Raw genomic sequence first — 25,478 nt, forward strand, 5'->3', positions numbered from 1 at the left:
TGAGGAGGAGATGTGATGGCCAGCAACACCGGCGCCCCCATCGTGGTGGGCGTGGACGGTTCCGAGATCGCCCTGCACGCGGTGCGCGCCGCCGCGCGGGAGGCGGCGTACCGGCACCGTCCGCTGCGGATCGTGCACGCGTTCATCTGGCCGCTGATGAAGGTGCCGTTGGGCCCCGCACCCGGTGCGCCCGCCGACGGCGGGCTGCGCAACCAGGCCGAGCGGTGTGTCGCCGACGCCGTCGCCGAGGCCGGCAAGGTGGCCCCGGAGGTGTCGGTGACCGGTGCGGTGGTCGACGGGGCGGCCAGCACCGTCCTGCTCGCCGAGGCCCGGGACGCGGCTCTGGTCGTACTCGGCAACCGGGGCCTGGGCGGCTTCGCCGGGCTGCTGCTCGGCTCGGTGGCCGTGCAGGTCAGCGCCCACGCGGACTGCCCGGTGCTGGTGGTTCGCAGCGAATCGCGGGCGGACGGGCCGGTGGTGGTCGGCATCGACGGCTCGGAGCTGTCCCAGGAGGCCGTCCGGTTCGCCTTCGAGGAGGCGGCGTGGCGCGGCACCGAACTGGTCGCGGTGCACGCCTGGCTCTATCCGACCCCGGCCGGTCCCGGTGACATCCTGCCCCTGGTCTACGACCTGGACGCCTTCCGGGACGAGGAGGAGCGCATCCTCGCCGAGGCGGTGGCCGGCTGGTCCGAGCGCTATCCGGAGGTGCCGGTGCGGCGGCGGCTGGTGCGCGGTTCCCCGGGTCGGGCGCTGGTGGAGGAGTCCCGTACCGCCCAGCTGGTGGTGGTGGGCGCGCGCGGACGCGGCGCGCTGGGCGGGCTGCTGCTCGGCTCGGTCAGCCACGCCGTGCTGCACCACGCCCACTCCCCGCTGGCGATCGTCCGGAAGCTGCGTACGGTCGAGGAAAACTGACCGGTGGTGTGTCGACGCGTCCCGACGGCGGGACGCGTCGACAATGAACCCTGACCGACCCATGGAGTGACGATGAACCGACCTGTCGTGGTGGGGGTGGACGGATCGCCGCCGAGCCTGGTGGCCGCGGAGCACGCGGCCCAGGCGGCGGTGTGGCGCTCCCGCCCGCTGCACCTGGTACACGGCTACCTGCACCCGCTCGGCTACGGCGTACCGATCAACCCGTACGAGGTGGGCGTGCCGGCAGCGTCGGAGGACGGTCGCAAGATGCTCGAACAGACCGCCGCCGAACTGGTCGACCGGTGGCCGGGGCTGACGGTCGAGGTGCGTCAGGTGGCCGGCGGGCCAGGTGCGACGCTTGTCGAGGAGTCCCGGCGGGCGGAGTTGGTGGTGGTGGGCAGCCGGGGTCTGGGCGGCTTCGCCGGGCTGCTGCTCGGCTCGGTCGGCACCCAGGTCGCCGCGCACGGCCACTGCCCGGTGCTGGTGATCCGTCCGCCGGACCGTCCGTTGCCCACCGAGGGTCCGGTGCTGGTCGGTGTGGACGGTTCGGAGTCGGCCGAACTCGCCGTCGGCTACGGCGCCGAGGAGGCCGGTCGGCGCGGTGGGAAGCTGGTGCTGGTGCACGTCGCCGACGAAGGCGACGACGACAGGGCAGCGGCGGCTCTGCTCGCCACCGCCGGTGCGGCGGCGCGGGGCAGCCACCCGGGGCTGACCGTGGAGGAACGGGTGATCGTCGCGCCCAAGCCGGACCAGGCGCTGATCGAGGCGACCGGGGACGCCGCGCTCGTGGTGGCCGGATCGCGCGGCCGGGGTGGCTTCGCCGGGCTGCTGCTCGGCTCGGTCAGCCAGACGCTTGTGCACCACGCCCGCTGCCCGGTGCTCATCGCTCACCCGTACCAGCCGGAGCAGTGAGCACCGCCCGACCGGGCCGCCGTCCTGTAGGCAGCCCGGTCGGCGGGATCAGCCGTCGCGCCCGTGGAGCAGTTGGTCGAAGCTGGTGGTGAGGGCGAACGGGTCGGCGGGCCCGCTGGACGGTGCGCTGCGTCGTACCAGCTCGGCAAGTTCCCGACCGGCGCGCTCGATCCGGGCGCGCAACGCACCGTCGACGGCTCCGCCGGACCAGTCCTCCGGCGCGGCGAATACCGCGGTCGGCGCGACCACCGCCCGCAGGTAGGTGAACATCGGACGGAGCGCGTGCTCCAGCGCCAGGGAGTGCCGTGCGGTGCCGCCGGTCGCACCGATCAGCACCGCCCGGCCACCGAGCGCGTCGGCGTCGACCAGGTCGAAGAACGACTTGAACAGCCCGTTGTACGAGGCGTTGAAGATCGGACTGACGGCGATCACCGCATCGGCGCCGGTGACCTCGTCCAGTACCTGCCGCAGCGGCTCCGACGGAAAGCCGGTGAGCAGGTGATTGACGATGTCGTGGGCGTGTTCGCGCAGCTCTACCGGGCGCAGTTCGACCTGCTCGCCGTGCCGGACCAGCTCGTCGCGGGTGGCCGCGGCGAGCTGGTCGGCGAGCAGCCGGGTCGACGAGGGCTGGCTGAGGCCGGCCGAGACCACGGCGAGAGTACGCACGGTCATCGGGCGGCCTCCGGTGCCCGGCCGGTGACGTCGTCGACGGCGTGGACGGTGCTGTCGCTGCCACCTCCGGCGGCGGCCAGCAGCGAGGCGTGGGTCGGTGCCAGCGGCACGTGCGCCGGTCGCAGCGACTCGAACTCCTTGCGCAGCACCGGCACGACCTCCTCGCCGAGCAGATCGAGCTGCTCCAGGACGGTCTTCAACGGCAGCCCGGCGTGGTCGACGAGGAACAGCTGCCGCTGGTAGTCACCCACGTAGTCGCGGAAGCCGAGCGTACGGTCGATGACCTGCTGCGGGCTGCCCACGGTCAGCGGGGTCTGCGCGGTGAACTCCTCCAGTGAGGGGCCGTGACCGTAGACCGGCGCATTGTCGAAGTAGGGGCGGAACTCACGCACCGCGTCCTGGGAGTTGCGCCGCATGAACACCTGGCCGCCGAGACCCACGATCGCCTGGTCGGCGGAGCCGTGACCGTAGTGTTCGAAGCGCTGACGGTACAGGCCGACCATCCGCCGGGTGTGCTCGGCGGGCCAGAAGATGTGGTTGGCGAAGAACCCGTCGCCGTAGTAGGCGGCCTGCTCGGCGATCTCCGGGCTGCGGATGGAGCCGTGCCACACGAACGGGGGTACGCCGTCGAGCGGGCGCGGCGTCGAGGTGAACGACTGCAACGGGGTGCGGAACTTGCCCTTCCAGTCGACCACGTCCTCGCGCCACAACCGGCGCAGCAGGTCGTAGTTCTCGATGGCGAGGGGGATACCGTTGCGGATGTCCTGGCCGAACCACGGGTAGACCGGCCCGGTGTTGCCCCGGCCCATCATCAGGTCGACCCGGCCGTCGGCGAGGTGTTGCAGCATCGCGTAGTCCTCGGCGATCTTCACCGGGTCGTTGGTGGTGATCAGCGTGGTCGCGGTGGAGAGCAGCAGCCGCTCGGTGCGGGCGGCGATCCAGCCCAGCATGGTGGTGGGCGACGAGGGCACGAACGGCGGGTTGTGGTGCTCACCGGTGGCGAAGACGTCGAGACCTACCTCCTCGGCCTTCAGCGCGATGGTGACCATCGCCTTGATCCGTTCGGCTTCGGTGGGCTCCCGGCCGTTTGTCGGGTCGACCGTGACGTCGCCGACGGTGAAGACTCCGAACTGCATGACCGCTCCCTCGTGTCGTCCGACCGGGCGGTGGTGCCCGACGCCCCCGACAACATATTTGACGAGTCAACTATTCCGCGAGCCCGCCTCGCACCAGTGTCCCCCGTCACGCCCTCCCCATCCCCCGCCCGCGACCGGCAACAGCGCCAGCGAAGGGGACAACGGGGTCAGCTCCGTCGTCGTGGCACATGCCGGCGGTACGGGCTGACGGTCGGGTTACCGGTGATCCAGAAGCGCCAGGGCACGTCGTGTGCGGCGGCCACGCCGACGCGCGGGCCGGCGGAGACGGCCGACGGCGCGACCGGGCGGGTCGGTGGCGTCAGCAGCAACGGCCCGGTCCCGTCGAGCATGCAGGTGCCGTTCGCCGCCGCATCGACGCCGAGCGCGACCACCAACCGGGCCGGCCCACGGGCGAGATCCCGGTCGGGCACCTCGCCGCGCCGCTTGCGGGCCAGGTCCACACCGTCGACCACCTCGCCGGCGCGCAGCAGGACCGCCGCCGCCTCCCCCTCGCCCCCGCAGACGACGTTCAGGCACCAGTGCATGCCGAAGACGAAGTACGTGTAGGCGTAGCCCGCCGGACCGAACATGACAGTCGTCCGGGGCGTGGGCCCGCGATGCGCGTGCGAAGCGGGATCCACACCGGTGCCGGCGTACGCCTCGACCTCGGTCAGCCTGATCCGGACCCCGTTGGCTGACACCTCCCAGCCCAGCAGATTCCGGGCCGTCTGCGCGACGTCGGCGGCCGGGGCACTCAACCAGGGATGGTCCACGCCTCCAGGTAACCCGGCCGGGGTCCAACCGGCAAGCCGCGCTCCCATGCTGATCCAGGGCCACGGCCGCGACATCCGGCAGGCAGGAAGCGAAGATCACGCAGAGGATCGAGGTGCGACGAGATCGTTCTCGTAGGCGGCGATGACGAGCTGGGCTCGATCACGGGCGTCGAGCTTGGTGAGCAGGTTGCCGACGTGAGTCTTGACAGTCTTGATCGAGATGTTGAGTGTCCGAGCGATCTCGTCGTTGGACAGGCCGCGGGCCACGAGAGACAGCACCTCGGTCTCGCGGCCGGTGAGCCTGTCGATTTTACCGACCTCGGGCGGGCCGGGCCGGTCGAGGTAGTGCGCGACGAAGCGGGTGAGGATGCTGGGAGCGAAGAGGGACTCGCCCGCGTGGGTCCGTCGGATGGCGTCGACGAGTTGGTCCGGGTGGGCGTCCTTGAGCAGGAAGCCGTGCGCCCCGGCGCGCAGCGCGGCGGCCACATACTCGTCGAGTGCGAACATGCTGAGCACGAGGACCCTGGTACCGCTCAGGTCGGTGGCGGCGGCGATGCGTCCGGTCGCTTCGATGCCGTCGCCGTCGGGCATCCGGATGTCCATCAGGACGACGTCGGGGCGGCGTTCACGGGTGAGCGACACGGCCTCGTGTCCGGTGGCGGCCTGACCGACGACGGTGAGGCCCGCAGTGCCGTCGATGAGGAGGGCGAGGCTGTGCCGCAGGAGCGGCTGGTCGTCCGCGACGAGCACCCGGATGCTTGTGGATCGGCCCGCTGATTCAGTGGTCATCCGGCTCACCGGGCCGGCAGGCGTGCCGTGAGCTGGAAGCCCGGCCCGGCCGGGCCGGCGCGCAAGACACCGTCGAGCATGCTCACCCGCTCGCGCAGACCGTCCAGGCCGTGGCCGGCGCCGGGGCGGGGCCGCCAGCCGGGGCGGGGACCATCGTCGCGTACATTCACCACGATTGCGTCGCCGTCGCGATCCACGGTGACGTGCACGCAGGTCGGCCCGGCGTGCCGGGCCGTGTTGCTCAGGCCCTCACGGACGATCGCGCACACGGTGAGCTGCACGCCGGGTGGCACCTCGCCGACCTTCCGCACGTCGACGGTGGCGGCGATCCCGGTGGCGGTCGCGGACCGCACGATCTCCGGTAGGGCGTCGAGCGTGTCGGGCGGCCGCAAGGAGGCGGGCTCGCCGCCCGGTGCGCGGAGCACGTCGAGCATTCGCCGCAGTTCAGCCGTGGTCTCCCGCCCGACCTGTTCGATGTCGGACAGGGCGGTCGCCCGTTCGGCCGCACCGGTTGGCCCGGTAACCCGAGCGGCGGTGGCGGCACGAATAGTGACCAGGCCGAGGCCGTGCGAGACGAGATCATGAAGCTCACGGGCGATGCGCAACCGTTCCGCCGCTGCGGCCCGCTCAGCGGCCCATGCGGTCAGCCGGTCCTCGTACACCCGGCGTTCCTGTCGAGCGCGGATCAACGCCCAGAGCAACACCGCGGCAGCGGTCGCGGTGATCACCGTCAGCAGGAGCGTCCCGGCCGTCCCCACGGTGCCCGCCGTTGTCAGGCAGAGGAGCAAGGCCACCGGCACCGCGACGGCGACGGCGGACAGCCAGGGACGCCTTGTCGGTCGCCCGTCAGGTGCCATCTCGCGAGTCTAGGAACCCGGGCCGTGACGTGACATCGGACCTGGGTCGGAGCGACCTGGGGTGGGGGTGAATGGCGGAAGTCCCGGCTCTGGTCCGATGACGCGGACCAGCACCATGGGCTGACATGGTGCCCATGCTGTCAGTCGAGCGTCTGGTCAAGCGGCGCGGCTCCCGCGAGATCCTCACCGACGTCACCTTCCGGGCCGCACCCGGCCGGGTGACAGGTCTGCTGGGGCCGAACGGTGCGGGCAAGTCATCCACCCTGCGCATCCTGTTGGGCCTGGACCGGGCGGATGCCGGCACGGCCCTGGTCGACGGCCAGCCGTACCGGCGCCTGCGCCAGCCGTTACGCACCGTCGGGTCGATGCTGGAAGGCTCCGGCGCACACCGCTCCCGTACCGCGCGCAACCACCTCACCTGGATGGCGCGCAGCAACGGCATCCCGACCCGACGGGTGGCCGAGGTGCTCGACCAGGTCGGGCTCGGTGCCGCCGGAGGTACCAGGGTCGGCCGGTTCTCGCTCGGCATGTGCCAGCGGCTCGGGCTGGCCGCCGCGCTGCTCGGCGAACCCCGTGCACTTGTGCTCGACGAGCCGGTGAACGGGCTCGATCCGGAGGGCATTCGCTGGATCCGCGTTCTGCTGCGCGGACACGCGGACGCCGGCGGCACCGTGCTGCTCTCCAGCCACCTGATGAGCGAAGTGGGCGAGATCGCCGACGACCTGGTCGTCCTCGCCCACGGCCAGGTCGTCGCCGCCGGCCCGATCCGCGAGGTCACGGCCGGCTACCCGACCCTGGAGGACGCCTTCTTCGCCCTCACCGGGCCGACGGCAGGTGGGCGATGACCTTCTTCGACACGCTCGCCGCCGAGATTCGAAAGACGGCGACGCTGCCGGCGACCATTGTCGCGCTGGCTGTCACCGTGCTCGGTCCGGTCGCGATCACTCTGATCAACGCCGTCGGCGTCCGCGCCGCGCTGCGCAGCGGACGACCCGAGCTGACGGCCTACACCTCGCCGGTCGAGGCGGTCTTCTCCGCGGTTCCGCTCGGCACGGTCGGCGCGGTGATCCTCGGCGTCGTCGCCGTCAGCGGCGAGTACACCGCGAACAGTGCCAGGATCGGCGGCGGACGGCAGATCACCACCACCCTCACCGCCACCCCCAGCCGCCTCGGCGTGCTGGCCGCCAAGGCGGCCAGCGTCGTCCTGCTGGTGGCGGTCGCGGCTCTGGTGGTGATTCCCGCCTCGTTGGCTCTGGCCAGCGGGATAGTCGGCACGGACACCCCTCCGACCCCGGAAGGGGTGCTGTCCCGCTCCGTCGGCGCCGGGATCTACTGGATGCTCACGGCGCTCATCGCCCTCGCGGTCACGGTCTTCACCCGCAACGGGATCGTCCCGATCATCGTGCTCGTGGTGAACAGCTCGCTCGTCTCGGTCTCCGTGCTGCTGTCCCACCTCACCCCGCTCGCCAGGTTCCTACCCGACCTCGCGGGTATGAGCATGTTCGCCGGTGGCCTGTTGGCGTTCGACGACGCGCTCGCCCCGGTCACCGGCGGCCTGGTCATGGCCACCTGGACGGCAGGGCTGCTCGCGTTGGCCAGTGCGGTTTTCCTGCGGCGGGACGCATGATCCGCTCCTGCGCCCAGGCCACCGCCGCAGAGCTGGCCAAGCTGTTCGGCCTGCCTGCGGTGGTGGCTGCGGTCTTCGGCACGATCGGCGCAGCCGTCGCCATCATCGGGGCGTTGGCCGCCTCGCCGGTCGGGGCGAACGAGCCGGTCGCAGTCGTCCTCCAGGCGGTGCCGTACCTCCAGGCCGGCACCATCTCGCTCGGCGTCCTCGCGGCCGGGACCGAGTACGCCGATGGGCAGATCCACAGAACCCTGCTGTGCGTGCCGAACCGCCTGGCCGTGCCGGCTGCCAAGACCCTCGCCTACCTGGCCTGGGCTGCCGTAACCGCCGTCGCGGCGCTCGCCGTCGGGCTGCTCACGGCCCGAATCGCGCTGGCCACGCGGGACGTCCCGGTGGTCACCGACGGTTTCCCGTGGAAAGTCGTCGGCGCGGCGGCCTACCTCGCGCTCATCGGGTTGCTCGGGCTGGCTCTGGCCGCCCTCCTGCGAGCCGTCGTTTCCGCTCTCGTCGTCACGCTCAGCCTGGTTCTGGTCGCCTCGCCGGTGCTGGACGCCGTCACCCCGCACGCTCGTTACCTGCCGGACCGGGCTGGTGGCCTGCTCTACCTTCCCGACCCGGCACCGGTCCTGACGCCCGCCACCGGCCTGCTCGTTCTGCTCGGTTGGGTCGTTGTCATCGGGAGTGGGGCGGTGGCTGCCTTCCAACGCCGGGACGCCTGAGTCCGCCGCCAAGCAGCAACTTCGGGGAAACTGCTGCAACCGGACCACGTGACCACGTCCAGACAGCAGTTTCCCCGAAGTTGTGCGGATCTTGTGGCGGATCGGCGCGAGGGGTGCGGGTCAGCGGGGGACCACTGCCTCGTTGGTCCAGTCGCGCCAGGTGGTCAGTTGGTCGGCGGCGGTGGCCAGTTGGTCGGCTACCGGGCCCGGGCCCGTGGAGCCGGGGGTGATCCGGGCGGCGAGGGCGGAACGGACCGAGAGCACGTCGCGTACGCCCGGGTCGAGGTGCTCGCTGACGGTGGCCAGGTCGGCGTCGGAGACCTCGTCGAGGGCGCAGTCCCGGGCCGCGCAGAGCGCCACCAGCTTGCCGGTGATCTCGTGAGCGTCGCGGAACGGCACGCCCTTGCGGACCAGCCAGTCGGCCACCTCGGTGGCCAGGGAGAAGCCCACCGGCGCGGCGGCGACCAGGCGGTCGACGCGTACCGTCATCGTGGAGATCATCCCGGCGAGCGCCGGCAGCAGCAGTTCCAGGGTGTCGACCGCGTCGAAGGCCGGCTCCTTGTCCTCCTGCATGTCCCGGTCGTACGTCATCGGCAGGCCCTTGAGCATGGTCAGCACCGCGACCAGCCCGCCGACGAGCCGACCGGACTTGCCCCGGGCCAGCTCGGCGATGTCCGCGTTCTTCTTCTGCGGCATGATCGACGAGCCGGTGGCGAAGGCGTCGTCCAGCTCGACCCAGCCGAACTCCTGCGACGTCCAGAGCACCACCTCCTCGCCGAGCCGGGACAGATGCACCCCGATCATCGCGGTGACGAAGAGGAACTCGGCGACGAAGTCCCGGTCGGCGACCGCGTCCATCGAGTTGGCGAAGGACGTCCGGAAACCCAGCTCCTTCGAGACCGCCACCGGATCCAGCGGCAGCCCCGAACCGGCCAGCGCCCCCGCGCCGAGCGGACTGACCGCGGCCCGGTGGTCCCAGTCGCGCAGCCGCTCCAGGTCCCGCAGCAGCGGCTGCACGTGGGCGAGCAGCCAGTGGCCGAAGGTGACCGGCTGGGCATGTTGCAGGTGCGTCATGCCCGGTGCGGCAGTGTCCACGTGCCGACCGGCCTGCTCGACCAGCGCCTCGGCCAGCTCCACCAGCCGCGCGGCCACGCCCCGCGCGTGGTCGCGCAGGTAGAGCCGCAGGTCGGTGGCGACCTGGTCGTTACGGGACCGGCCGGCCCGCAGCTTGCCGCCGAGGCTGCCGAGCCGCTCCAGCAGCCCGCGCTCCAGGGCGGTGTGCACGTCCTCGTCGTCGACGGTGGGACGGAACGTGCCCGAGGCGCAGGCGGCCTCCAGGTCGTCGAGGGCGGCGAGGATGCGACCCAGTTCCTCCGGGTCGAGCAGGCCAGCGCCAGCCAGCACCCGGGCGTGCGCCCGGGAACCGGCGATGTCGTACGGGGCCAGCCGCCAGTCGAACTGCACGCTCACCGACAGGCGGGCCAGGGCCTCCGACGGGCCACCGGCGAAGCGCCCGCCCCACAGGCTCGTCCGGTTGGCCGCTGCGCTGTTCTCGGTCAGGCTCTTGTCATCCACCCGGTCAATTGTGGTCCCCACGATCAGCAGCCTCCCCACCGGGCACCCACGTCCGACACAACCTCGATCACTGCGTACCGCTCCCTTCCGCGCTGTCGTCCCGGCGGGCCCAGCCGGCGAGCCGTTCACCGAGCGCGGCGCCGCCGTCAGCGGCGCGCGCCACGACGAAGATGGTGTCGTCGCCGGCGATGGTGCCGACGACCTCCGACAGGCCCGCCCGATCCAACGCGCTGGCCAGGTAGTGGGCGGCTCCCGGTGGGGTACGCAGGACCGCGATGTTGCCGCTCGAGTCGACCTCGTTGAGCAGTTCGCGCAGCAGCCGCACCAGGCGGGCCGGTGCCGCCTCGGCGTCACGCAGCGGGCGATGGCCGTCCTCGGGGATGACGTAGACGGCTCGGCCGTCACCACCCCGGGCGGTGACCGCGCCGAGTTCCTTCAGGTCGCGGGAGAGGGTGGCCTGGGTGACCTGCACGCCCTCGTCGCCGAGCAGCTCGGCCAGTTCGGTCTGCGACCGGATCGGCTTGTCGCGGATCAGCTCGACGATGCGGGCGTGCCGGGCGCCACGGGTCAGTGGTGCGGTCATGTCGTTTCCCTTTGGAGAAGGAAGGTCAGCAGCGCCTTCTGGACGTGCAGCCGATTCTCCGCCTGGTCGAAGACGGCACTGCGCGGGCCGTCGAGCACCTCGTCGGTGATCTCCTCGCCGCGGTGCGCCGGCAGGCAGTGCAGCACGATGGCCTCCGGCGCGGCGTGCCCGAGCAACGCCTTGTTGACCTGGTACGGCAGGAAGGGGGTGTTACGGTCCAACCCGTCACCCTCCTGTCCCATCGAGGTCCAGGTGTCGGTGGCCACCACGTCGGCGTTCCGGACGGCGGCGACCGGGTCGGTGAGGACTCGGACCGAACCGCCGGTGCCGGCGGCGATCGCCTCCGCGCGGGCCACCACCTCCGCGTCCGGATAGAAGCCGGCCGGACCGGTGACCCGCACGTGCATCCCGGCGGTCGCGCCGGCCAGCAGGTACGAGTGGGACATGTTGTTCGCCGCGTCCCCGACGTAGGCCAGCGTCCGCCCCTCGGTACCGCCACACCACTCCCGGATGGTGAGCAGGTCCGCGAGCAACTGGCACGGGTGGAACCCGTCGGTCAGCGCGTTGACCACCGGCACGGTGGCACCGGCGGCCACCTCCGCGATCCGTTCGTCGCCGTGGGTACGCAACACGATCGCGGCCACGTAGCGGGACAGTACCCGGCCGGCGTCCGCGAGCGCCTCACCCCGGCCGAAGTGGGTGACCTGGGTGTCCACCACCAGGGGGTGACCGCCCAGTTCCGCGATTCCGGCGTCGAAGGAGATCCGGGTACGCAGGCTCTGCTTGTCGAAGAGCACCGCCACCGAGCGCGGCCCGGCCAACGGCGTGAACGCGAAGCGGTCGGCCTTCATCCGGCCGGCCAGGTCGAGCACCGCGGACTGCTCAGCCGGAGACAGGTCGTCGTCGCGCAGGAAGTGCCGGGTCATGCGGAAGCCTCCGTCGGCGTCACCGTGTCGGTCGAGATCTCGGTGCGAGAGCGCCCCTGCGAGGGCTTCTCCGTAACAGCATCCGCGGCGACCGCCGAAGCGCCGGTCGGGATCGGGCTGTGGGACGGCGCCTCCCGGACAACCCGATCCGGTGTGGCCGTCGACGCGGTCAGGGCGGCTGACACTGCCGCCAGGAAGGCGTCGGCCTGGGCGGTGGTGAGGATCAGCGGCGGGGCCAGGCGGATCACGTCGGGCTGGATCGGGTTGACCAGGAAGCCGGCCTCGCGCAGCGCCCCGGCGAGGGCGGCCGACACCGGTGCGGTCAGGGTGACGCCGAGCAGCAGCCCCGCACCGCGTACGCCGCCCACCAGCGGATGATCGAGGGCTTCGATCCCTCGACGCAGCCGCTCACCGATCCGCTTGACGTGGTCGAGCAGCCCCTCACTGGCGATGGTGGAGATCACCGCCAGGGCGGCGGCACAACTGACCGGGTTGCCGCCGAAGGTACTGCCGTGCGAACCAGGGCCGAGCAGGTCGGCAGCCGGGCCGAAGGCCAGGGTCGCGCCGATGGGCAGCCCGCCACCGAGCCCCTTGGCCAGGGTCACCACGTCCGGCTCGACGCCGTCGGCCTGATGGGCGAACCAGTGCCCGGTCCGGCCGATGCCCGTCTGCACCTCGTCGAGCACCAGCAGGGCGCCGTGCCGGGCGGTGATCCGCCGGGCCTCGGCGAGGTATCCGGCGGGCGGGACCACCACACCGTTCTCGCCCTGAATCGGTTCCAGGATCACCATCGCCGTGGCATCGGACACCGCCGCGGCCAGGGCGTCGACATCGCCGTACCGGACATGGGTGACCTCGCCCGGCAGCGGACGGAACGGGTCGGCCTTGGCCGGTTGGCCGGTCAACGCGAGAGCCCCCATGGTGCGGCCGTGGAAGCCGCCGACGGTGGCCACCACCTGAGTACGGCCGGTGCACCGGGAAAGCTTGAACGCCGCCTCGTTGGCCTCCGCTCCGGAGTTCGCGAAGAACACCCGCCCCGGCCGACCGGCGAGCGCCAGCAGCAGCTCGGCCAGGGCCACCGGCGGCTCGGAGATGTACAGATTGGAGACGTGGCCGAGCGTGGCGACCTGCTTCGACACGGCCGCCACCACCGCCGGGTGGGCGTGGCCGAGAGAATTGACCGCGATGCCGCCGAGCAGATCGACGTACTCCCGGCCGGCCTCGTCGACCACGACGGCGCCGGAGCCCGCCACCAGCGCCAGCGGCGGCGTGCCGTAGTTGTCCATCATCGCCTGCCGCCAACGGCTGACCAGAGCACTCATGAGGGAATCACCATCGTTCCGAAGCCTTCCGAGGTGAACACTTCCAGCAGGGTGGAATGGGCGACCCGACCGTCCACCACGTGCGCGGCCGGCACTCCCCCGTTGACGGCCCGCAGGCACGCCTCCATCTTCGGGACCATGCCCGACTCCAGCGACGGCAGCAGCTTCGCCAGCCCGTCGGTGCTGATCTCGCTGACCAGGCTGGACTTGTCGGGCCAGTCGGCGTACAAACCGGGCACGTCGGTGAGCACCACCAGCTTGCGCGCCCGCAGGGCGACCGCGAGCGCGGCGGCGGCGGTGTCGGCATTCAGGTTGTGCAACACCCCGTCCGCGTCCGGCGCCACCGTGGAGATCACCGGAATCCGGCCGGCGGCGATCAGGTCGTCCACCGCCGAGACGTCCACCGACTCCACGTCGCCGACCTGGCCGACGTCGACCGGCTGCCCGTCGACGTACGCGGGCCGCCGCACCGCCGTGAACAACCCGGCGTCCTCGCCGGAGAGACCGACCGCGAACGGCCCGTACGCGTTGATCAACCCGACCAGTTCCCGGCCCACCTGGCCGACAAGCACCATCCGGACCACGTCCATCGCCTCCGGGGTGGTCACCCGAAGGCCGCCCCGGAACTCGCTGTCGATGCCCAATCGGGCGAGCATGGCCGAGATCTGCGGTCCGCCGCCGTGCACCACCACCGGCTTGAGCCCGACGTAGCGCAGAAACACCATGTCCGCGGCGAAGGCCCGCTGCAACTCCGGGTCGACCATGGCGTTGCCGCCGTACTTGATCACAACTGTGGAACCGGAGAAGCGGGCCAGCCACGGCAGCGCCTCGATCAACGTAGCGGCCTTCGCCTGGGCGCGGCTCAGATCAGAGCTCAGCGTCACCGGACCAACCTTCCGTTCACGACTGCGGGACTCCGCTGCGCTGCATTCCTCGCGCTCACCGAGCCCACCTTCCGTTCACGACTGCGGGACTCCGCTGCGCTGCATTCCTCGCGCTCACGTTGAGTAGGCCGAGTTCTCGTGCACGTAGGCGTGCGAAAGGTCGTTGGTCCACACCGTCGCCTCGGCCCTGCCGGCGTGCAGGTCGATCCGGATGGTGACGTCCCGGCCGGAGAGGTCGACCTTCGAGCGGTCCTCGGCCGCCGCGCCACCCCGGCAGACCCAGATGCCGTTGACCGCCACGTCCACGGCGTCCGGCTCGAACGCGGCGGCGGTGGTGCCGACGGCGGCGAGGATCCGACCCCAGTTCGGGTCGTTGCCGAACAGTGCGGTCTTGACCAGGTTGTTGCGGGCCACCGCCCGGCCCACCTCGACCGCGTCGTCCTCGTCGGCGCTGCCGACGACCTCGATGGCGACCTGCTTGGTGGCACCCTCCGCGTCGGCGAGCAGTTGCTGGGCCAGGTCGTGACAGGCGGCGGTGACCGCCGCGGCCAGCTCCGCCTCGCTCGGCGCGACACCCGAGGCCCCGCTGGCCAGCAGCAGCACCGTGTCGTTCGTCGACATGCAGCCGTCGGAGTCGACCCGGTCGAAGGTGACCCGGGTGGCCGCCCGCAGCGCGGCGTCGAGTGCCTCCGGCCCGGCCACCGCGTCGGTGGTGAGGACGCAGAGCATGGTGGCCATCGCCGGGGCCAGCATGCCGGCGCCCTTGGCCATGCCGCCGATGGTCCAACCGGCACCGGAGACGACTGTGGTCTTCGGCCGGGTGTCCGTCGTCATGATCGCTTCGGCGGCGATGGCGCCGTTGTCGCCCAGGCTCCCGACGGCGGCGGCGATTCCCGGCAGGAGCCGGTCCATGGGCAGCCGCTCGCCGATCAGGCCGGTGGAGCAGACCGCTACCTCGCCCGCGCCGATCTGATGCACGTCGGCCGAGGTCAACGTGGCGGCGGTGTGCTCGGCGGTGGTGTGGGTGTCCTGGAAGCCGGCCGGGCCGGTGCAGGCGTTCGCGCCACCGGAGTTGAGCACCACCGCCCGCACGATGCTGCCCCGGACGACCTGCTGGGTCCAGAGCACCGGCGCGGCCTTGACCCGGTTGGCGGTGAAGACAGCGGCGACACTGGCGTCGGGGCCGTCGTTGACCACCAGCGCCACATCCGGTGCGCCGCCGGTCTTCAGGCCGGCGGCCACCCCGGCCGCCCGGAATCCCCTGGGTGTGGTCACGGTCATGGCGCGGTCCCCCACCCGGACAGGCCCGTGGTTTCGGGCAGACCGAACATCAGATTGGCGTTCTGCACCGCCTGCCCCGCGGCACCCTTGCCGAGGTTGTCCAGCGCGGCGACCACGATCAACCGGCCGGAGTCGACATCGACGGTGGCTTGCAGATGACAGGAGCTGCCGCCCAGCGTGGCGGCGGTGTGCGGCCACCGTCCCTCGGGCAGCAGGTGCACGAACGGTTCGGACGCGTACGCCTGCGCCAGCACCGCGCGCGGATTGGCCTCGCCGGTCGGCAACGCGGTGACCGTGGCCAGGATGCCGCGCGGCATCGGCGCCAGCACCGGGGTGAACGACAGCCCGGTCGCCCCGGTGGCCTGCTTGATCTCGGGTACGTGCTGATGCGCGCCCACCTTGTAGGGCGACAGGTCGCCCATCACCTCGCTGGCGAGCAGGTGCGCCTTGGCGGCTCGGCCCGCGCCCGAGGTGCCCGACGCGGCGACGACCACCACGTCGTCGGGTCGGGCGGCACCGGCGGCGATCAGCGGGGCCAACGCCAGGGTGATCGTCGCCGCGTAGCAGCCGGTGCTGGCCACCCGTTCGGCGGCGGCGATCCGCTTCCGCTGACCGGGCAGTTCGGGCAGGCCGTAGGTCCACGCCCCCGCATGCGGGCCGCCGTAGTAACGGGCCCAGGCGTCGGCGTCCACGAGCCGGTGGTCGGCCCCGAGGTCGACGATCCGCACGCCGGCGGGCAGTTGCGCCGCGAGGGCGGCGGACTCGCCGTGCGGCAGGGCGAGGAAGACGAGGTCGGCCTCGGCCAGCACCTCCGGCGTGGTCGCACCGAGCGTCACGTCCAGCCCGGTCAGCTGCGGGTGGACGGCGTCGAGCCGTTGCCCGGCCTGGCTGTGCGCGGTGGCGGCGACCAGGTCGAACTCGGGGTGCCCGGCGAGCAGGCGGAGCAGTTCACCACCGGCGTACCCACTCGCCCCCGCGACCGCAGCCCGAATCCCCATACCTACCTCCGCATGAATATGCATCGAAGGCTAACAGGAGTGCACCTCGATCTGCAAGTTCATACAGTCAGCCGTATAGCGATGAGCTATCGGTCGGGGGCTAGAGGCGGCCCTCGGCGACAGCGTGGGTGACCCAGGGGATGACCTCGTCGAGCATCTCGTCCAGGGTCGTGGTGGCGGTGAAGCCGAGCACCTCGCGGGCCTTCGTGGTGTCCGGTACGCGTTTTTGTACGTCGTACTGGAAGGGTTCGTCGCTGACGTGCCGGAACGGCACGTCAGACCCCTTGATCTTGCGCCAGATCAGCTCGGCCAACTCCAGGACGGTTGTCGACTCGGCGGTGGAGAGGTTGAAGTCCTCGTTGTGCGCCGCCGGGTGCTCGATGGCGAGCGCGATCCCCCGGGCCAGGTCGCCGCCGTAGGTGTAGTGCCGCACCTGGTCGCCCTCGCCGAGGATGTGCAGCGGATCCTGCCCCTTGACAATCTTCTGCACCAGGTCGGGTACCACGTGCGACATGGCCAGCTTGACGTTGCCGGAGAGCACCTCGGCCTGGCCCAACGCCCGTCCCTCCCCCACGCCGACGCAGTTGAACGGCCGCACGATCGTGTAGGGCAGTTGGTACTGGTCCCAGGCCGCCCGGGCGTAGTACTCCACAGCCAGCTTCTGGAACCCGTACGACGACAGCGGCGGCGGGATGCGCCGCTCGTCGCCCTCCCGGCTGGGCCAGTGCTCGGTGGACTCGAACACCATCGAGGAGGAGAGGTAGGTGACCTTGGACAGGCGGCCGGCGCGGTGCGCCTGGAGCGCCGCGTCACAGGTCGCCGCCATGATCCGCTCGTTGGTGGCGAGCAGGTCATAGGCGTACGCGTGGAAGTAGGAGATCCCGCCGATCATCGCGGCACCGGCGACCAGATGGTCGCAGCCGTCGAGCAGCCCGGTCAGCAGATCGGTGTCGCGGGCGTCCCCTTCCACGAACCGGAACCGGGGGTGCCCCTCGTGGCTCTGGGCGACCGGGCCGTACTTCGAGAAGTTGTCGACACCGACCACCTCGTGGCCACGGTCGAGCAGCTCCGCGACGAGATAGCCGCCGATGAAGCCGGCCGAACCAGTTACCAGGACCTTCGCCACGTACGCTCCTATGCCGTCTTCTCGTACTCGGTGCCACGCGGACTCGGCACGGCCGCCGTCCGCACCCGGGCGGTCAGCTTCTCCCGGCTCAGCCGTCGACCGTAGGCGAACAGGTACCAACGCAGGTAGCCGGGGAGGAAGCGGCCCAGGTCGAAGTGGGACTCGCCGAGCGGACGGTCCAACCAGATGGTCGGGATCTCGGCCACCGGCAGGCGCAGCCGGGTGGCCTTCGCGGTCAGTTCCAGCCCGATCTCGAAGCCGGTCCGCGACTCGATGCCGACCTCGCGGACGAACGACGTGTCGTACGCCTTGAAGCTGTTGGTGGCGTCGCGGGTGCCCACCCGCGCGAAGGTGTAGAGGCTGCGCCCCGCCCAGCGGGACATCATCCGCTTCAGCCTCGGCCCGCCGACCTGCTGGCCGCCGGGCATGTACCGGGAGGCCGCGGCGACCACCACGCCCCGGTCGACCAACCGGGCCAGCTCGTCGATCTGGCGGGGATCGTCACACCCGTCGGCCATCGTCACCACCGCGACCGGTGCCAGGGCCGCGTCGATGCCGAACCGGATCGCGTTGGCCGGGCCCCGACCGTAGGTGTTGAGCACCGCCCGGACCCTCGGGTCGGTACGCGCGATCCGCTCGACGTACGGGACCGTGGTGTCCTCGGGCATGTCGTGCACGATCAGCACCTCGGCGGGCAGCAGCAGCTCGCGCAGCATCCGCTCCAGGCAGCGGACGATCGCCTCGCCCTCGTTGTAGACCGGCACGATCACCGAGACCCGGGGGTTCATCACACCCGTACCCCCTGCCCGGTCATACCCCACATGTCGATCACCGGTTTGTCGGTGTCCAGGCGGGCGTACTGCTCGTGCGGCGCGGCGATGACCAGCAGGTCGGCCCGGCGCAACACCTCGTCGAGGTCGACGAAGCGCTCGTCGGCGACGTACGGGTCGGTGCAGAGCGTCTCCCGTGTCTTCAACGCCAGGATCTTGCGTAGCTTGTACGCCAGGCTCTCCCGCGGGTCGTCGCTACCGCCCTTGAAGGCCATGCCGAGGATGCCCACCGTCGAGGTGGACAGGTCGAACCGGTCCTCCAGACGGGACACCAGGTACAGCGGCAACCCCTCGTTGATCAGCATCGCCGAGTGGCCGAGGACGAAGTTGTTCCGGTTGAATGCGGCCAGTTGCATGGTGTCCTTGAACAGGCACGGTCCGGCGGCGAACCCGGGCATCGGCAGATCGGCCGCGCGGGGGTAGTCGTACGCCACCGCGTGCCGGATCCGGGCGAAGTCCAGCCCGAAGTCGTTGGCCATCATCCAGAACTGGTTCGCGGTGGCGAACTTGATGTACCGCCAGGTGTTGGTGAACAGCTTCGCCAGCTCGGCCTCCTCGGGTTCGAGCGGGACGATCTGGTCGGTCAGGTGCCGGAACAACTTCTCCGCCCGGGTCAGCGCCTCCGGGGTCCGCGCGGCGACGATCTGCGGCAGCGTGAACAGCTCGGTCATCGCCCGACCCTCGGCGATCCGCTCCGGGCAGAACGCGACGTCCGCGCGCAGGCCCTTGCCGGCCAGCAGTTTCTCGGTAAGCGCGGTGACCCCGGGGTAGACGGTGCTGCGCAGCACGATCAGCTGACCGTCGCGCAGGTGCTCGGCGCAGCGTTCCAGCGCGCGGGGCACGGCACCGAGATCCGGGTTGAGATGCTCGTCGACAGGCGTGCCGACCACGACGACCAGATGTTCCGAGGCCCCGACGGCGGCGGGGTCGGTGGTGGCGCGCAGCCGCCCGGCGGCCACCGCCTCGACCAGCGGAGCGGCCGCGCCGGGCTCGGCGAAGGGCAGCGTGGCCGCGTTGACGCCCGCGACCGCCTCGGCGTTGATGTCGTACAGCACGACGGACAACCCGCGGGCGGCGAAGGCGATGCCCAGTGGCAGGCCCACCCGGCCACAACCACCGACTATGCAGACGTCGACCGAGGCGGGCGGATCATCGGACATGAGGGGGCTCCCGTGGGGTGGCGGGGTGATGCGGGTGGCGGCACTCGGAATCCAAGCAGGCTAACCGCTCGGAGGTAACTCGCGGGTAACCAAACAGCCATCGGTGTTGACCTTTCGGTCGATCCCGCACCGAGCGTCTCGCCGCCGTCACCGATCGCACACACCGCCGGTGCCGCCCCCCGCGCCTTCGGCGTCCGGAAAGGGCCCCTCCGCTACTCGATGCGTCGAGGAGGGGCCCCGTCCTTGCCGGTCAGGCGCCGCGGAGGGTGGCGCCGCAGCGTTCGGCGGCGCGGGCGACGGCGGCATCGCGGGCGGCCACCGCCTCCTCGACGGTCAGGGTGCGGTCCGGTGCCCGGAAGGCGAGCTTGTAGGCAAGCGACTTGCGGCCGGCGCCGAGCTGCTCCGAGGCGTACACGTCGAACAGGCTGACCGACTCCAGCAGCTCACCGGCCCCCTCGACGAGCGCCCGGCGCACCTGTGCCGCCGGCACCGACTCGTCCACCACAAGCGCCACGTCGATCAGGGCCGGCGGGAACGTCGACACCGTCGGCGCGCCGACTGGCGGGGCCGACGGCAGTGCGTCCAGGTCCAGTTCCATGGCGCAGGTACGCCTCGGCAGCTCCAGCGTCGCCACGACCTGCGGATGCAGCTCACCGGCGTGGCCGACCACCGTGCCGTCGACCAGCAGTTCCGCGCAGCGGCCCGGATGCCAGGGGGCGCACTCGGCCGACCGCACCTCGACCTGCCCGTCAGGTACCCCGGCGGCGGCGAGCACGGCGCGGCCCGCCTCGACGGCATCCGCCCAGCCTGCCGCCCGCCCGCCGCCCCACCAGCCGGTTGGCTCGATGTCGCCGGTAAGCACGACGGCGACGTGCCGGGGTTGGCGCGGAACCACCGCGTCGGCGGCGGCGAACTCCGCGTCGGTGGGACGTCGGTCGACGCCCATCGCCGGCGGGCTGCCGGCGTCCGGCCGGGGGTGGAAGACCGTGCCGATCTCGTAGAGGGACAGGTCCCGCAGGCCCCGGCCGAGGTTGCGCCGGACGATACCGAGCAGCGGGCCGAGCAGCGTGGTGCGCAGCAGCGGCTCCTCCTCCGACAGCGGATTGGCCAGCCGCACCGCCCGGCGGCGCGGGTCGTCGGCGGGCAGGCCGAGCTGGTCGGCCAACTCGGTGGCGACGAACGGGTGCGCCAGGACCTCGACGTAACCGCGCTCGGCCAGTGAGCGGGACACCGCTCGGTGGCGTCGCTGCTGCCCGGTCAGGCCCCGACCGGGCGGCGCGGTCGGCAGCACCGACGGCACCTTGTCGTACCCGTCGAGGCGGACCACCTCCTCGACCAGGTCCGCCGGGTCGGTCAGGTCGGGCCGCCAGGTGGGCGGGGTGACGCTGAGCGTCTCGCCGCCACCGGCAGCCACCGCCACCTCTCCCGGGTCCTCGGCCAGCCGGTCGGTGCCGCGCGCCACGGTGCAGCCGACCTGCTCCAGCAGGGCGGCCACCCGGGCCGGCGGGTAGTCCACGCCGACCCGCCGGCTGGGCAGGTCGGCCGGCAGGGTGACCGCGGTACGCGGCCGGACGTGGTTGATGTCCAGCACCTCCTCGCTGGCGGTGCCGCCCGCGTACGAGGTGAGCAGCCCGACCGCCCGGTCCAGGGCGACAAGCGGCAGCGCCGGATCCACCCCCCGCTCCCAGCGCTTCGCCGCCTCGCTGAACAGCTTGTGCCGACGGGCGGTGCGACCGACCATCGCCGGGTCCCAGTGCGCGGCCTCGAAGAGCACGTTGACGGTGCCCGGCAGCACCTCTGTGGTCTCACCGCCCATCACGGCGGCGAGCGAGATCGGCGTGCCGTCGCCCTCGGCGCCGAGCGGGTTCGGCAGCCCGGCATCGCAGATGACCATGTCCTCGGGGGCGAGGGCGCGGGTCACCCCGTCGAGCGTGGTCAGTTTCTCCCCCGGTACCGCCCGGCGCACCACCAACTTGCCGGCGATCCGGTCGGCGTCGAAGGCGTGCATCGGCTGGCCGAGTTCGAGCATCACGTAGTTGGTGATGTCGACCGGCAACGAGATGCTGCGGATACCGGCGATGGTGAGCCGCTGCCGCATCCAGTCCGGGGTCTGCGCCGCCGGGTCGACGCCGCGCACCATCCGGGCCGCGAACCGGTCGCAGCCGACCGGGTCGCGCACCTCGACCGGGTACGCCGGCTCGGCCGTGCCGGGCGTCGCGGGCATCCGGCCCCGGTCGGAGTAGTCGAGGCCGAGAGCGTGCGCCAGTTCGCGGGCGAGCCCGCGCAGTGACATCTGGTAGCCCCGGTCCGGGGTGATCTCCACCTCGACGATGATGTCGTTGAGGCCGACCACCGGACGTGCGTCGTCGCCGGGCTCGGCCACCACGTGCTCGGGCAGCACCAGGATGCCGGAGTGGTCGTCGCCCAGGCCCAGTTCCCTGGCCGAGCAGATCATGCCGTTGGAGTTGCGCCCGTACGTCCGGCGGGCACCGACGGCGAAATTACCCGGCAGCACCCCGCCGGGCAGGATGACCACGACCCGGTCACCCGGGGCGAAGTTGCGGGCACCGCAGACGATCTCCTGCGGCTCGCCGGTGCCGTTGGCGGTGCCCACGTTCACCAGGCAGAACCGGATCGGCTTCTTGAAGCCGGTCAGCTCCTCGATCTCCAGGACCTCGCCGACCACCAGTTGCCCGGTCACCGTGCCGGCCAGGTCCACGATGGACTCCACCTCGATGCCGAGGTCGACCAGGGCCCGTTCCAGCTCGCCAACGGACAAGTCGGGAAGGTCGACGTACTCACCCAGCCAACTGAGAGAAACTCGCATGACTTGTAACCACCGTCTCCGTAACTCGCGCCCGCACTAAGCCCCGTGGCCGAACGCCCGGGTGAACCGGACGTCGCCCTCGACCAGGTCCCGCATGTCGCCCACCCCGTGCCGGAACATCACGGTCCGGTCGATGCCCATGCCGAAGGCGAAGCCGGAGTAGACCTCCGGGTCGATGCCGCACGCCCGCAACACCCGCGGGTTGACCATGCCGCAGCCACCCCACTCGACCCACTGTGGGCCCTTGCGGTGCTCCGGGAACCACACGTCGAACTCGGCCGACGGCTCGGTGAACGGGAAGTAGTGCGGCCGGAACCGGGTCTTCGCCCCCGCGCCGAACATCGCCCGGGCGAAGTGGTCGAGCGTGCCGCGCAGGTGCGCCATCGTGATGCCCTTGTCCACCACCAGGCCCTCGACCTGGTAGAAGACCGGGGAGTGGGTGGCGTCCAACTCGTCGGTGCGGTAGACCCGGCCGGGCACGACCACGTAGATCGGCGGTTTGTGGGTGAGCATGGTGCGCGCCTGCACCGGCGAGGTGTGGGTACGCAGCACCAGTCCGGAACCCTCCGGTGCGATGTGGAAGGTGTCCATCAGCCCGCGGGCGGGGTGGTCGGCGGGGATGTTGAGCGCGTCGAAGTTGGTCCACTCCAGCTCGACCTCGGGCCCCTCGGCCACCTCGTAGCCCATCCCGATGAACAGGTCGCTGATCTGCTCCATCAGTAGCGTGATCGGGTGCCGGGAGCCACGCGGGTGCCGGTCGTACGGCAGCGTCACGTCGACTCGTTCGGCGACCAGGACCCGCTCGGCCTGCTCGCGCTCCAGCACCTCGGAACGGGCGGCGTACGCCTGCTCGATGGTGCGGCGGGCCTCGTTGACCCGCTTGCCGGCGTCGGCCTTGGCGGCCGGCGGCAGCGCGCCGATCTCGCGGCGGGCCAGCGAGATCGGGGCGCGGTCCCCCAGGTGCGCCGGGCGCACCGCGGCCAGCGCGTCGGGGTCACCGGCGGCGGCGAACGCCTTCTCGGCCCCGGTCACGGCCTCGGCCAGCGCGGCCGGGTCGAGCAGGGCAACCTGCTTCGGGTCGTACGGATCGTTGCGGTAAGTCATGGCGTACGGGCACTCCCTCACGACGGCGCCGGCCCTCACGGGCGGCTAGGCGAGTCTACGGACGCGCGGCTGTGCCGCAGCCCGCCGGTGGGAGTCGCGTGGAGAGCAGGTCAGGCCCGCCGCCCGCCGACACCGGCGGGCTGGCTAAACGAACGCCGTGGTGCGTTCACCATCGGGGCCGCATCTCCTCCGTCATGCGCGCATGACCCGGGGTCAGCGCTGTGCTCTGGCTGAAGCGTACAGGCAGACGGCAGCCGCCGCAGCCAGGTTGAGGCTCTCGGCCCGCCCGTGCAGCGGCACCCGGACCCGGGCGTCGGCGGCCTCGGCCAGCTCGGTGGGCAGGCCGTGCGCCTCGGAGCCGAACAGCCAGGCGGTCGGTGCGGCCAACCTGCCGGCGTCGACCAGGTCGTCGAGATCCGCGTCGCCGTAGCCGGTCGCGGCGAACACGGTCAGCCCGGCGGCCCGCGCCGCGGTGAGCGTCGCGAGCGGGTCGCGTTCCCGGACCACGTCGACGTGGAACAGGCTGCCCGCAGACGACCTGACGCACTTGCCGTTGTACGGGTCGACGGCGTCACCCGCGAAGATCACCGCGGTGGCGCCGGCCGCGTCGGCGGTACGCAGCACCGTGCCGGCGTTGCCCGGGTCCCGGATGCCGGCGAGCACGGCCACCAGTCGGGGGCTGCGGGACAACGCGACGGCCAGGGACACGTCGAGGTGCCGGCAGACGGCGACCAGCCCCTGCGGGGCGACGGTCTCGGCGAGCGCGGCCAGCGCCTCGTCGGTCACCTCGGAGACGGGCACGTCGTCGCTGGCGGCGGTCGCCGCGAGGTCGGCGTACCGGTCGAGGGCGGCGGGTGTGCCGAACAGCTCAAGGACGGTGCGCGGCTGGCTCAGGGCCTCCCGGACCGCCTGCGGTCCCTCGGCGAGGAACCGACCCGCGGCGTCGCGTTCGCGGCGACGCTGAAGTCGGCGCGCGGCCACCACCCTGGGGGTACGCGGTGTGAAGGGCATGGTCTCAGCCACACGCGCGAGGCGTCCCCGTCGCCGAGGGACGCCTCGCTGCGCTGTGTGGGACTCAGGCGGCCTGGGCGGGCGCGCCGCCGGTGCCCTCGGCCTGCACGGCGGCCCGGGCCAGCTCGACGATCGCCGCGAACGCGGCGGCGTCGTTGACAGCCAGGTCGGCCAGGATCTTGCGGTCGACCTCGATGCCGGCCAGGCGCAGGCCCTGGATCAGCCGGTTGTAGGTCATCCCGTTGGCGCGGGCACCCGCGTTGATCCGCTGGATCCACAGCTGCCGGAAGTCGCCCTTGCGGTCGCGGCGGTCCCGGTAGGCGTACTGCATCGAGTGCAGCACCTGCTCCTTGGCCTTGCGGTACAGCCGGGAGCGCTGACCGCGGTATCCGCTCGCGGTCTCCAGCAGGGTACGGCGCTTCTTCTGGGCGTTAACAGCCCGCTTGACGCGTGCCATCTCAACTCCTTCTTGGATTCAGGTGGCGCGCGTCAGCGGCCGAGCAGCTTCTTGATGCGCTTGACGTCAGCCTTGGCCACCTCGACCACGCCCGTCAGCCGGCGGGTGCGGGTGGAGGGCTTCTTCTCCAGGTTGTGACGCAGACCGGCCTGCTGCTTCGTGATCTTGCCTTTGCCGGTCACGCGGACCCGCTTGCCCATCCCCGTGTGGCTCTTCATCTTCGGCATGTGGAACGTCTTCTCCCCTGTTACTGACCGCTGGTGTCAGCGGTCGTGCCGGTCTCACCGGCTGCTGCGCTCTCACTGGTCACCGCAGGTTCGGCGGCCGCGGCGGGCTCCTCCGCGGTCCGCTCCCGAGGCCCACCACGGGACGCCGTGGCGGCGACCGCGGAGGCCTTCACGGCCCGGTGCGGAGCGAGAACCATGATCATGTTTCGGCCGTCCTGCTTCGGAGCGGACTCCACGTATCCCAGTTCCGTGATCTCGGACTCGAGCCGACGCAGGAGCCGGTAGCCCAGCTCCGGGCGACTCTGCTCGCGACCGCGGAACATGATCGTCACCTTGACCTTGTCGCCGGCCTTGAGGAACCGCACCACGTGACCCTTCTTGGTCTCGTAGTCGTGCGGATCGATCTTCGGCCGGAGCTTCATTTCCTTGATGACGGTCTGCTGCTGGTTCCGCCGCGCTTCGCGCGCCTTCAGTGCGCTCTCGTACTTGAACTTGCCGAAGTCCATGAGCTTGCACACCGGCGGGCGCGCCATCGGCGCAACCTCGACCAGGTCCAGATCGACGTCCGCGGCCAGCTGAAGGGCGCGCTCCAGCGGGACGATGCCCACCTGCTCACCCTCGGGGCCGACCAGTCGGACCTCACGTGCCCGGATCTGCTCGTTCACGCGTGGTTCGACGCTGATGGGGCCTCCTCGAGTCGGATCTTCATGCGTGGCCGACCCGGTGGCTCCCGGTGGGAACCGGCCCGGAAAGTAGAAGGCCCCGGCGTA

At 71.6% G+C, this 25,478-nt stretch carries 26 protein-coding genes; 5 read left to right on the forward strand and 21 right to left on the reverse strand.

The features are described from left to right. Positions 1-15: 15 nt before the first annotated feature. Together ACFY2A_RS02730 and ACFY2A_RS02735 are read left to right on the forward strand one after the other, a co-directional pair. Positions 16-912 (forward strand): universal stress protein, encoded by an 897-nt coding sequence (locus ACFY2A_RS02730; RefSeq protein WP_387167579.1) that lies wholly within the window; start codon positions 16-18, stop codon positions 910-912. A 66-nt stretch (positions 913-978) separates the two neighbouring features. After that, positions 979-1,824, forward strand: a complete 846-nt coding sequence (locus ACFY2A_RS02735; RefSeq protein WP_387167582.1) for a universal stress protein — start codon at positions 979-981, stop codon at positions 1,822-1,824. A 48-nt stretch (positions 1,825-1,872) separates the two neighbouring features. On the opposite strand, the gene ACFY2A_RS02740 is transcribed toward ACFY2A_RS02735, so the two are convergent. From ACFY2A_RS02740 to ACFY2A_RS02760, 5 genes are all read right to left on the reverse strand, one after another. Beyond that, a complete protein-coding gene (locus ACFY2A_RS02740; protein WP_363918614.1) occupies positions 1,873-2,496 on the reverse strand; it encodes an FMN reductase in 624 nt (207 codons plus the stop codon). Continuing rightward, a complete protein-coding gene (locus ACFY2A_RS02745; protein WP_363918616.1) occupies positions 2,493-3,632 on the reverse strand; it encodes an LLM class flavin-dependent oxidoreductase in 1,140 nt (379 codons plus the stop codon). Before ACFY2A_RS02745 ends, ACFY2A_RS02740 begins: the two co-directional genes overlap by 4 nt. Positions 3,633-3,799: 167 nt before the next feature. Then, the gene (locus ACFY2A_RS02750) at positions 3,800-4,405 is read right to left on the reverse strand and encodes a DNA-3-methyladenine glycosylase (RefSeq protein ID WP_387167585.1); all 606 of its coding nucleotides are present in this window, start codon (positions 4,403-4,405) and stop codon (positions 3,800-3,802) included. Between the two features lie 96 nt (positions 4,406-4,501). Further along, on the reverse strand, positions 4,502-5,194 hold the full coding sequence (locus ACFY2A_RS02755) for a response regulator (protein ID WP_387167588.1): 693 nt from the start codon (positions 5,192-5,194) through the stop codon (positions 4,502-4,504). Positions 5,195-5,199: 5 nt separating this feature from the next. Then, on the reverse strand, positions 5,200-6,051 hold the full coding sequence (locus ACFY2A_RS02760) for a sensor histidine kinase (protein WP_387167591.1): 852 nt from the start codon (positions 6,049-6,051) through the stop codon (positions 5,200-5,202). Between the two features lie 125 nt (positions 6,052-6,176). Here ACFY2A_RS02760 and ACFY2A_RS02765 point away from each other — a divergent pair, with 125 nt between their 5' ends. From ACFY2A_RS02765 to ACFY2A_RS02775, 3 genes are read left to right on the forward strand one after another with little or no spacing between them, the layout of a single operon-like run. Beyond that, positions 6,177-6,896, forward strand: coding sequence for an ABC transporter ATP-binding protein (locus tag ACFY2A_RS02765; protein WP_387167594.1), 720 nt, complete (start codon positions 6,177-6,179; stop codon positions 6,894-6,896). Then, complete coding sequence (locus ACFY2A_RS02770; protein WP_387167597.1) at positions 6,893-7,678, forward strand: hypothetical protein; 786 nt, start codon at positions 6,893-6,895, stop codon at positions 7,676-7,678. Before ACFY2A_RS02765 ends, ACFY2A_RS02770 begins: the two co-directional genes overlap by 4 nt. Next, a complete protein-coding gene (locus tag ACFY2A_RS02775; RefSeq protein ID WP_387167601.1) occupies positions 7,675-8,397 on the forward strand; it encodes a hypothetical protein in 723 nt (240 codons plus the stop codon). Before ACFY2A_RS02770 ends, ACFY2A_RS02775 begins: the two co-directional genes overlap by 4 nt. Before the next feature lie 120 nt (positions 8,398-8,517). On the opposite strand, the gene argH is transcribed toward ACFY2A_RS02775, so the two are convergent. From argH to infC, 16 genes are all read right to left on the reverse strand, one after another. Further along, on the reverse strand, positions 8,518-9,981 hold the full coding sequence (gene argH, locus ACFY2A_RS02780; RefSeq protein WP_363919427.1) for an argininosuccinate lyase: 1,464 nt from the start codon (positions 9,979-9,981) through the stop codon (positions 8,518-8,520). Positions 9,982-10,039: 58 nt separating this feature from the next. After that, positions 10,040-10,555, reverse strand: a complete 516-nt coding sequence (locus ACFY2A_RS02785) for an arginine repressor (RefSeq protein WP_363918630.1) — start codon at positions 10,553-10,555, stop codon at positions 10,040-10,042. Next, positions 10,552-11,481 (reverse strand): ornithine carbamoyltransferase, encoded by a 930-nt coding sequence (argF, locus tag ACFY2A_RS02790; protein ID WP_387167605.1) that lies wholly within the window; start codon positions 11,479-11,481, stop codon positions 10,552-10,554. The genes ACFY2A_RS02785 and argF overlap by 4 nt, the downstream gene beginning before the upstream one ends. Beyond that, positions 11,478-12,803: an acetylornithine transaminase gene (locus tag ACFY2A_RS02795; protein ID WP_387167608.1), complete on the reverse strand. Its 1,326-nt coding sequence runs from the start codon at positions 12,801-12,803 to the stop codon at positions 11,478-11,480. The genes argF and ACFY2A_RS02795 overlap by 4 nt, the downstream gene beginning before the upstream one ends. Continuing rightward, the gene (gene argB / locus ACFY2A_RS02800; protein ID WP_363918636.1) at positions 12,800-13,687 is read right to left on the reverse strand and encodes an acetylglutamate kinase; all 888 of its coding nucleotides are present in this window, start codon (positions 13,685-13,687) and stop codon (positions 12,800-12,802) included. The genes ACFY2A_RS02795 and argB overlap by 4 nt, the downstream gene beginning before the upstream one ends. Before the next feature lie 114 nt (positions 13,688-13,801). Further along, on the reverse strand, positions 13,802-14,968 hold the full coding sequence (gene argJ, locus ACFY2A_RS02805) for a bifunctional glutamate N-acetyltransferase/amino-acid acetyltransferase ArgJ (RefSeq protein ID WP_387167611.1): 1,167 nt from the start codon (positions 14,966-14,968) through the stop codon (positions 13,802-13,804). Continuing rightward, positions 14,965-15,966, reverse strand: coding sequence for an N-acetyl-gamma-glutamyl-phosphate reductase (argC, locus tag ACFY2A_RS02810; RefSeq protein WP_387167614.1), 1,002 nt, complete (start codon positions 15,964-15,966; stop codon positions 14,965-14,967). The genes argJ and argC overlap by 4 nt, the downstream gene beginning before the upstream one ends. 100 nt (positions 15,967-16,066) lie before the next feature. Then, complete coding sequence (locus tag ACFY2A_RS02815; protein ID WP_387167617.1) at positions 16,067-17,092, reverse strand: NAD-dependent epimerase/dehydratase family protein; 1,026 nt, start codon at positions 17,090-17,092, stop codon at positions 16,067-16,069. 8 nt (positions 17,093-17,100) lie between these two features. Next, the gene (locus tag ACFY2A_RS02820) at positions 17,101-17,880 is read right to left on the reverse strand and encodes a glycosyltransferase family 2 protein (RefSeq protein ID WP_363918645.1); all 780 of its coding nucleotides are present in this window, start codon (positions 17,878-17,880) and stop codon (positions 17,101-17,103) included. Continuing rightward, on the reverse strand, positions 17,880-19,082 hold the full coding sequence (locus ACFY2A_RS02825; RefSeq protein WP_387167621.1) for a nucleotide sugar dehydrogenase: 1,203 nt from the start codon (positions 19,080-19,082) through the stop codon (positions 17,880-17,882). Before ACFY2A_RS02825 ends, ACFY2A_RS02820 begins: the two co-directional genes overlap by 1 nt. Positions 19,083-19,332: 250 nt before the next feature. After that, positions 19,333-21,909 carry a phenylalanine--tRNA ligase subunit beta gene (gene pheT, locus ACFY2A_RS02830; protein WP_387167624.1) on the reverse strand — a complete coding sequence of 859 codons (2,577 nt, stop codon included), beginning with the start codon at positions 21,907-21,909 and terminating at the stop codon, positions 19,333-19,335. A gap of 36 nt (positions 21,910-21,945) precedes the next feature. Next, the gene (gene pheS / locus ACFY2A_RS02835) at positions 21,946-23,013 is read right to left on the reverse strand and encodes a phenylalanine--tRNA ligase subunit alpha (protein ID WP_387167627.1); all 1,068 of its coding nucleotides are present in this window, start codon (positions 23,011-23,013) and stop codon (positions 21,946-21,948) included. 213 nt (positions 23,014-23,226) lie between these two features. Further along, complete coding sequence (locus tag ACFY2A_RS02840) at positions 23,227-24,024, reverse strand: TrmH family RNA methyltransferase (RefSeq protein ID WP_387168512.1); 798 nt, start codon at positions 24,022-24,024, stop codon at positions 23,227-23,229. Between the two features lie 64 nt (positions 24,025-24,088). Continuing rightward, complete coding sequence (rplT, locus tag ACFY2A_RS02845) at positions 24,089-24,481, reverse strand: 50S ribosomal protein L20 (RefSeq protein ID WP_093404272.1); 393 nt, start codon at positions 24,479-24,481, stop codon at positions 24,089-24,091. Positions 24,482-24,513: 32 nt separating this feature from the next. Beyond that, on the reverse strand, positions 24,514-24,708 hold the full coding sequence (gene rpmI, locus ACFY2A_RS02850) for a 50S ribosomal protein L35 (RefSeq protein ID WP_093404274.1): 195 nt from the start codon (positions 24,706-24,708) through the stop codon (positions 24,514-24,516). A gap of 20 nt (positions 24,709-24,728) precedes the next feature. After that, positions 24,729-25,373, reverse strand: a complete 645-nt coding sequence (gene infC / locus ACFY2A_RS02855) for a translation initiation factor IF-3 (protein ID WP_363918656.1) — start codon at positions 25,371-25,373, stop codon at positions 24,729-24,731. Between the last annotated feature and the right edge of the window lie 105 nt (positions 25,374-25,478).

The sequence above is a fragment of the Micromonospora sp. NPDC000442 genome (genome assembly GCF_042898635.1).
In the GTDB taxonomy this organism is placed as follows: domain Bacteria; phylum Actinomycetota; class Actinomycetes; order Mycobacteriales; family Micromonosporaceae; genus Micromonospora.

Bases quoted from the DNA above. Each gene is read 5' to 3' on its own strand.
- ACFY2A_RS02730 (WP_387167579.1), top strand. From the start codon at position 16: ATGGCCAGCAACACCGGCGCCCCCATCGTGGTGGGCGTGGACGGTTCC.
- ACFY2A_RS02740 (WP_363918614.1), bottom strand. From the start codon at position 2,496: ATGACCGTGCGTACTCTCGCCGTGGTCTCGGCCGGCCTCAGCCAGCCC.
- ACFY2A_RS02745 (WP_363918616.1), bottom strand. From the start codon at position 3,632: ATGCAGTTCGGAGTCTTCACCGTCGGCGACGTCACGGTCGACCCGACA.
- ACFY2A_RS02755 (WP_387167588.1), bottom strand. From the start codon at position 5,194: ATGACCACTGAATCAGCGGGCCGATCCACAAGCATCCGGGTGCTCGTC.
- ACFY2A_RS02760 (WP_387167591.1), bottom strand. From the start codon at position 6,051: ATGGCACCTGACGGGCGACCGACAAGGCGTCCCTGGCTGTCCGCCGTC.
- ACFY2A_RS02765 (WP_387167594.1), top strand. From the start codon at position 6,177: ATGGTGCCCATGCTGTCAGTCGAGCGTCTGGTCAAGCGGCGCGGCTCC.
- ACFY2A_RS02770 (WP_387167597.1), top strand. From the start codon at position 6,893: ATGACCTTCTTCGACACGCTCGCCGCCGAGATTCGAAAGACGGCGACG.
- ACFY2A_RS02775 (WP_387167601.1), top strand. From the start codon at position 7,675: ATGATCCGCTCCTGCGCCCAGGCCACCGCCGCAGAGCTGGCCAAGCTG.
- ACFY2A_RS02785 (WP_363918630.1), bottom strand. From the start codon at position 10,555: ATGACCGCACCACTGACCCGTGGCGCCCGGCACGCCCGCATCGTCGAG.
- argF (WP_387167605.1), bottom strand. From the start codon at position 11,481: ATGACCCGGCACTTCCTGCGCGACGACGACCTGTCTCCGGCTGAGCAG.
- ACFY2A_RS02795 (WP_387167608.1), bottom strand. From the start codon at position 12,803: ATGAGTGCTCTGGTCAGCCGTTGGCGGCAGGCGATGATGGACAACTAC.
- argJ (WP_387167611.1), bottom strand. From the start codon at position 14,968: ATGACCGTGACCACACCCAGGGGATTCCGGGCGGCCGGGGTGGCCGCC.
- argC (WP_387167614.1), bottom strand. From the start codon at position 15,966: ATGGGGATTCGGGCTGCGGTCGCGGGGGCGAGTGGGTACGCCGGTGGT.
- ACFY2A_RS02820 (WP_363918645.1), bottom strand. From the start codon at position 17,880: ATGAACCCCCGGGTCTCGGTGATCGTGCCGGTCTACAACGAGGGCGAG.
- ACFY2A_RS02825 (WP_387167621.1), bottom strand. From the start codon at position 19,082: ATGTCCGATGATCCGCCCGCCTCGGTCGACGTCTGCATAGTCGGTGGT.
- pheT (WP_387167624.1), bottom strand. From the start codon at position 21,909: ATGCGAGTTTCTCTCAGTTGGCTGGGTGAGTACGTCGACCTTCCCGAC.
- pheS (WP_387167627.1), bottom strand. From the start codon at position 23,013: ATGACTTACCGCAACGATCCGTACGACCCGAAGCAGGTTGCCCTGCTC.
- ACFY2A_RS02840 (WP_387168512.1), bottom strand. From the start codon at position 24,024: ATGCCCTTCACACCGCGTACCCCCAGGGTGGTGGCCGCGCGCCGACTT.
- rplT (WP_093404272.1), bottom strand. From the start codon at position 24,481: ATGGCACGCGTCAAGCGGGCTGTTAACGCCCAGAAGAAGCGCCGTACC.
- rpmI (WP_093404274.1), bottom strand. From the start codon at position 24,708: ATGCCGAAGATGAAGAGCCACACGGGGATGGGCAAGCGGGTCCGCGTG.